General features: G+C 70.1%; 5 protein-coding genes. 2 read left to right on the forward strand and 3 right to left on the reverse strand.

Annotation, left to right across the window (positions count from 1 at the left end; genetic code table 11):
• Together CMO28_RS06425 and CMO28_RS06430 are read left to right on the forward strand one after the other, a co-directional pair.
• Positions 1-225, forward strand: a 225-nt coding sequence (locus CMO28_RS06425) for a nitrile hydratase (protein WP_296711308.1), incomplete at its 5' end; no start/stop codon positions are given.
• Between the two features lie 61 nt (positions 226-286).
• Entirely contained in the window at positions 287-604 is a 318-nt protein-coding gene (locus tag CMO28_RS06430; protein ID WP_296711310.1) for an NHLP leader peptide family RiPP precursor, read from the forward strand.
• Positions 605-687: 83 nt separating this feature from the next.
• Here CMO28_RS06430 and CMO28_RS06435 read toward each other — a convergent pair whose 3' ends face one another.
• Genes CMO28_RS06435 through CMO28_RS06445 form a run of 3 tightly spaced genes read right to left on the reverse strand, consistent with a single transcriptional unit; the run spans position 688 to position 5,346 of the window.
• Positions 688-2,358: a cyclic peptide export ABC transporter gene (locus CMO28_RS06435; protein ID WP_296711313.1), complete on the reverse strand. Its 1,671-nt coding sequence runs from the start codon at positions 2,356-2,358 to the stop codon at positions 688-690.
• A gap of 52 nt (positions 2,359-2,410) precedes the next feature.
• A complete protein-coding gene (fhuB, locus tag CMO28_RS06440; RefSeq protein WP_296711315.1) occupies positions 2,411-4,459 on the reverse strand; it encodes a Fe(3+)-hydroxamate ABC transporter permease FhuB in 2,049 nt (682 codons plus the stop codon).
• Positions 4,456-5,346 (reverse strand): ABC transporter substrate-binding protein, encoded by an 891-nt coding sequence (locus tag CMO28_RS06445; protein WP_296711318.1) that lies wholly within the window; start codon positions 5,344-5,346, stop codon positions 4,456-4,458. The genes fhuB and CMO28_RS06445 overlap by 4 nt, the downstream gene beginning before the upstream one ends.
• Positions 5,347-5,685 lie beyond the last annotated feature (339 nt).

The following is a 5,685-nucleotide window of genomic DNA, read 5'->3' on the forward strand; positions in this document are numbered from 1 at the left end:
CTGGCGGCGCTGCTGGGGATCGAGATCCCGTCGGCGATGACGGTGTCGGTGCTGGAAGACACGCCGACCCATCTGCATATCGTGCTGCCCGCCGACGACGCGTTGAGCGACGAGGCACTGGAGACGGTGGCCGGCGGCAATTTCGCGTCTTGGGTCAGCGGCGACAGCCCGAGCCAGCACACGAGCTCGGGCATCAAATCGCGCGGTTTCGGGCGCGGCGACTGACGCCCGCCCCTGCCTGCCCCCCACGACCCCGCCTACCCCCACCCACCCAAGGAGATCATGCGTGATCGATCGTGACGACGCCCTCAGGCAGATCATTGCCCGGGCGCAAGAGGATGCCGGCTTCCGCACCCGGCTGAAGGCAGACCCGCATGCCGCGCTGACGGCGCTGTTCGGAATGGAGATCCCGGCCGGGCTGACGATTTCGGTGCTGGAAGATACGCCCGCCCATATCCACATCGTGCTGCCGGCCGAGGACGAGTTGAGCGACGAGGCGCTGGAGCAGGTGGCCGGCGGCGGCCGGGCCTGGACGACCGATAACGGCATTCAGGACGCCCAGCCGCCGGGCATGCATCAGCCGGTCATCCTGCCGGGGCAGTGACGGCACCGGTCTTTCGAGTTCAGATATCGGGGCAGGGCGTTCACGGAACCCCCTGCCCTACTTCTTTTTTTTAAGGCGGGAGATCAGCCGGCCCGAGCCGGTCGCGGCTCTGCCTGCGGTGCATCCTGGTCCGGCCCGTCGGCCGCGATCACCCGGCCGCCCTGCATGCGGATATGGCGGTCGGCGATGTGGAAATAGCGGTCGTCATGGGAGATGGCGATGATCGTGCGGCCCTGGGCCTTCAGCGCCGGCAGCAGCTCGGTATAGAAGATCCGGCGGAATTCCGGGTCCTGATCGGCCGCCCATTCGTCGAAGACCAGCACCGGCCGGCCCTCCAGCCAGGCATGAACCAGGGCCAGGCGCTTGCGCTGACCGGTGGACAGATCGGTGGTGGTGAACCGCCCGTCCTTGACCGAGACCTTGTGGGCGATCTCCAGCTCGTCCAGATAGCGCCGCGCCTCATCGGGCAGCACGCCGTCGGGCAGGTTCAGATCGTCGAAGAGATAGTAGTCGGTGAAGATGGTCGAGAACATCTGGCGGTAATCGTCGCGCAGCTCGGGCGTCAGCGGCCGGCCGTTATAACGCACCTCCCCCGCCACCGGTTCGTACAGGCCCAGCAACAGCTTGATCAGCGTGGTCTTGCCGCCGCCATTTTCGCCGGTGATGAACACGATCTCGCCGCGGCGGATGGTGAGATCGATGGGGCCGAGTTCAAAGGCGGTGCCGCCTTCGGGCGCCGGGAAGGCGAAGCGGGCGCCGGCAAGGTCCAGCCGCTCCAGCGGTTCCAGAGCGGTGGCACGGTCGGTGAGCGGCAGATGCGGCTCCGCTTCCGAGAAGCGGGCGCGCAGATCGGCGATGCGGCGCAGCGAGACCTGGGCGCGGCCCAGCAGCGGCAGCATGGCGACGATGCCCTCGATCGGCCCCTTGACGTAAAGCAGGACCAGGACGAAACCGCTGATCACCTTCTGATCGGCCGAAGGCGACATCGACTGAATGGCGAGCATCAGCCCGATGACCACGAAGAACAGCGCCGAGCCGAAGGCATTGGCGGTGCAGAAGATCCTGACCGCCCGCATGCGCAGATCGCGGATCGACGAAATGGTGCGGTCGAGCTGGACATTGTACATCTCCGCCCGGCGGCGGCGGTTGATGCGCAGTTCCTTGGCGCCTTCGGTGATGGCGCGATACTGCTTTTGCAACTCGTCTTCGGCCTCGCGCGCCGCGGCGAAGCCCAGAAAGCCGTTGCGGCGGGCATAGGTGTGGCCGGCGGTGCCGAGGATGATCGCCACCAGCGCAATCAGGAACATCAGCGGCGAGAGCACCGCCAGATAGGCGAAACAGCCGAGCGCGATGGCGATCGAGATCGCAAAGCCCGAGAAGTTGAAGGTGAACTGGGTGATGGTGTCGACGTCCTGGTTGAGGACGGCGGTCAGGCGATGCAGGCGATAGCGTTCGAGTTCAGCCACCGGTGCGGTCAGGATGCGGGCGCAGAGATCATGGCGCAGCCGGGCGACCACCCGCTGGCCGACCAGGCTGTTGCCGATATCCGACACCGTCTCGCCCACCAAAGTGAGGACGGCGAGGCCGGCGAAGATCAGCAGGAGCGCGGTGGTGGCGCCGCCATCGGTGTGAAGCGCATCATTGATGGTGGCGAGCAGCGCGGTGGTGGCGAAGCCGCTGGCCGTGCCCATCAGGGTGGACACCAGGGCGAGCGGCCAGAACGGCTTCAGGATCCGCAGCAGTTCGGCAAACATCCGGGACAGGTCCTTTCGGGGTTTGGCCCGCGGTCTGGGGCTGTGGCGCCGGTCAGGCGCGGCGCCACAACAGCCACATGAAATACGGACCGCCGACCAGGGCGGCGAGCAGGCCGGCCGGCATCTGGCGCGGGAACAACAGGGTCCGGCCCAGCCAGTCGGCCCCGACCAGGATCGCCGCGCCGATGATCACGGCGGCGGCAAGCTGGGGCAGGACCCGGCGGAAACCGGCGAGACGGGCGATATGCGGGGCGATCAGCCCCACGAAACTCAACGGGCCGATCACCAGCGTGGCCGCGGCCGAGAGTGCGGCCGCGATCAGCAGCACCACCAGCCGGGCGGCCCCGAGCGGTACGCCCAGCGCCCGGGCGGTGGCGGTGCCGAGCGGCAGAATGTCGAGCCAGCGCGCGGCGAGCGGCGCGAGCGCGAGCAGGGCCGCGACGACGAAGACGGTGGCAACGGCATCGGCCGGGCCGACGACATAGGTGGAGCCCACCATCCAGGCCAGCAGCTGGGTGGCGCGGGGATCGCCGGTCGCCAGCATGGCGACGACCACCGCATCGAACAGCGCCCCCATGGCGACGCCGGCGAGCAGCACGCGTTCGGGCCCGAAGCCCGAACGGCGGGCCAGGCGGATGATGAACAGCAGCGTGAGCACGGCACCGGCGGCACTGGCCAGGATCTGCGCCGGCCGGTCGACCACCGGCAGCAGGAAGCCGGCGAGCACAGTGGCGATGGCGGCCCCGCCCGAAATGCCGAGCACTTCGGGACTGGCCATGGCATTGCCGGTGAAGCGCTGCATCAGGCAGCCGGCCGCGGCCATGGCCGCCCCGGCGGTGACGGCGGCCAGCACACGCGGCCAGCGCCAGCGCAGCATGTCGGAGGTCAGCGGATCGCTCCAGAGCCAGACGGACTGCCCCGTGACCGTGCCCGAGGGCGCGCGGCCGAGGGCGAGCGCCACCACGACCAGCAGGGCCAGAATGCAGAGGCCGATGATCGCGGCCGGCAGAAAGCCCGGGGCACGGCCGGGTTCTGCCGCCATCGGCGGGGTTTCGGGACGGCCGCCGAGCGCCAGCCGCGGCAGCATCCAGAGCAGCAAGGGCGCGCCGAGCAAAGCGGTGACGGCGCCGGTCGGCAGCTGTTCGCCCAGAAACCAGACCAGCTGATCGGTGAGACAGAGCAGCGCCGCCCCGATCAGCGGCGCCCAGAGCAGCCGGTCGCGCACGCGGCGGGCGCCGGCCAGCCGGGCAAGCGCCGGCGAGGCGAGGCCGACGAAGCCGATGACGCCCACGGCCGCAACCACGAAACCGGCAAGCGCCACGGCCAGCAGCAGGGCCAGGAAGCGCACCCGGCCGAGCGACAGGCCAAGGGCGGCGGCCCCCTCGTCATCCAGCTCGAACAGGGTGAGCGGGCGGATCATGGCGGCGATGAGCACCGCGCAGACCGCCAGACGCGGCAGCAGCCAGAGGGTCGTCTGCCAGTCCTGCTGAACCAGCGAACCACCGCCCCAGATGAACAGCGCCGTCAGATAGGGTTCGTACAGCAGGGTCAGCGCCGCCCCCAGCGCGCCGCAATACAGGCTGACGATCATGCCGGCCAGGATCAGCGACACCGGCGACAGGCCGCGGCGGACGGCCAGGCCGAAAACCGCCAGCGTGGCGAGGCCGCCGCCGGCGACCGCGACCAGTTCGCGGCCACCCCAGGCGGCGCCGCCTCCTGCGTCGACGGCCACCAGCGCCGGCGCCCAGAGCGTGGCGAGCGTCAATGCCAGCCGGGCCCCGGCCGCGACGCCCAAGGTCATGGGGGAGGCGATCGGGTTGCGCAGCACCTGCTGGAACACGGCACCGGCAAGGCCCAGCGCCGCCCCTGCGAGCAGCGACACCGCTACACGCGGAAGCATCGAATAATGGACCAGAAGTTGTGCCATATCGACGGCGCCGCCGGTCTCGGTATCGGGGCCGAGGATCGCCGGCCACCAGGCGCCGGAGCCCAGGGTGAGGTCGAGCCGCAGCAGGGCCAGCGCCAGGGCCGGCAAGGCCAACAGCAGGACCAGAAGGCCCGGGTGGAAACGGCGGCGGGGCATGTCGAGGGCGAGGCTCATGAGCTTGCCTCCTCGGCCAGTGCCTGGCTGAGACATTCCGCGAAGCGCAGGGTGCAAGGCACAGCACCGAACGGAAAAACCGCCGGCAGACCCACCACCCTGCCCGCCCGGATCATGTCGAGATGGCGCCAGAGCGGACTGGTTCTGAGGCGGGTTTCGAAACCTGCCGGGCCGGGGGCGACATGGACCAGCCGGGCCTCGGGGTTTTCGGTCAGGCGTTCCAGGCCGACGGTGGCCATGCCCCAGGGGCCGCTGTCGCCGGTCCAGGCATTCACAAGGCCCAGCCGGTCGAGGGCCGCCTGCCAGAGACCGGTCCGGCCCAGCACGCGGACATGGCGGTCGTCGAGCACGTTGACGACATAGAGCGGCCGGCCGTCATAGCGGCCGAGCTGCGCGCGGGCCCGGGTCATACGCGCCTCGGCCGCGTCCAGGGCCGCCCGGGTGGGATCTTCCAGCCCGAGCAGCTGCCCCAGGCGGCGGGTTTCGGCGATGGCCGCCGGAAAGGCCGGCTTGCCGGGGGTGAAAACCTGCAGGCGCAGTGTGGGGGCGATGCTCTCCAGCCGCGCCCGCACGGCTTCGAGGCCGGGGGCGATCAGGATCAGATCGGGCGCGAGCGCCTGGACGACCTCCAGATTGGGCTCCAGCCGCATACCGACATCGGCGATACCGTCGGGCAGGGGCGGCTCCACCACCCAGGCCCGATAATCGGGCACCCGCACGATCCCCACCGGCGGCCGGCCGAGCATGATCAACGTCTCGGCCGACGACCAGTCGAGCGCCACGATCCGCCGCGGCCGATCGACCGCACGCGCCGCCGCCCGAGCTACCGCAGGTAGAAACGGTGCCGAGACCAGCCCGGCGATGAGATGACGGCGGGTGATGGTCATGGCCGGCCGCACATCTTTTCGGGGAGGCCGGCGGCAGGCGGCAGGCTGGTCCCGGCCGTCGGGCTGCCTGCCGCGGCGGTCATGGACAGCATGACGGCCCCGCCCCGCTCTCCGCCCCCTCTCCCGTCATCCCCGCGTAGGCGGGGATCCAGGTTTGCCGCCGCGTGAAGGACGGCGACATGGTGGGCGCCGGCCGGGGTGACGGGGGCGTCGGGTGGCTGACAGGGGCGTGGTCGCGAACGGTCATCGATCATTCCTGTGGAGGCCTACCTGGATCCCCGCCTTCGCGGGGATGACGGTGTTTCTTTTGTGCGGACATGGTCGACGATGGAGTCGGAC

This window comes from Tistrella sp., assembly GCF_002684955.1.
Taxonomy (GTDB): domain Bacteria; phylum Pseudomonadota; class Alphaproteobacteria; order Tistrellales; family Tistrellaceae; genus Tistrella; species Tistrella mobilis.

Coding starts and splice junctions, on each gene's coding strand:
- CMO28_RS06435 (WP_296711313.1), bottom strand. CDS start 2,358: ATGTTTGCCGAACTGCTGCGGATCCTGAAGCCGTTCTGGCCGCTCGCC.
- fhuB (WP_296711315.1), bottom strand. CDS start 4,459: ATGAGCCTCGCCCTCGACATGCCCCGCCGCCGTTTCCACCCGGGCCTT.
- CMO28_RS06445 (WP_296711318.1), bottom strand. CDS start 5,346: ATGACCATCACCCGCCGTCATCTCATCGCCGGGCTGGTCTCGGCACCG.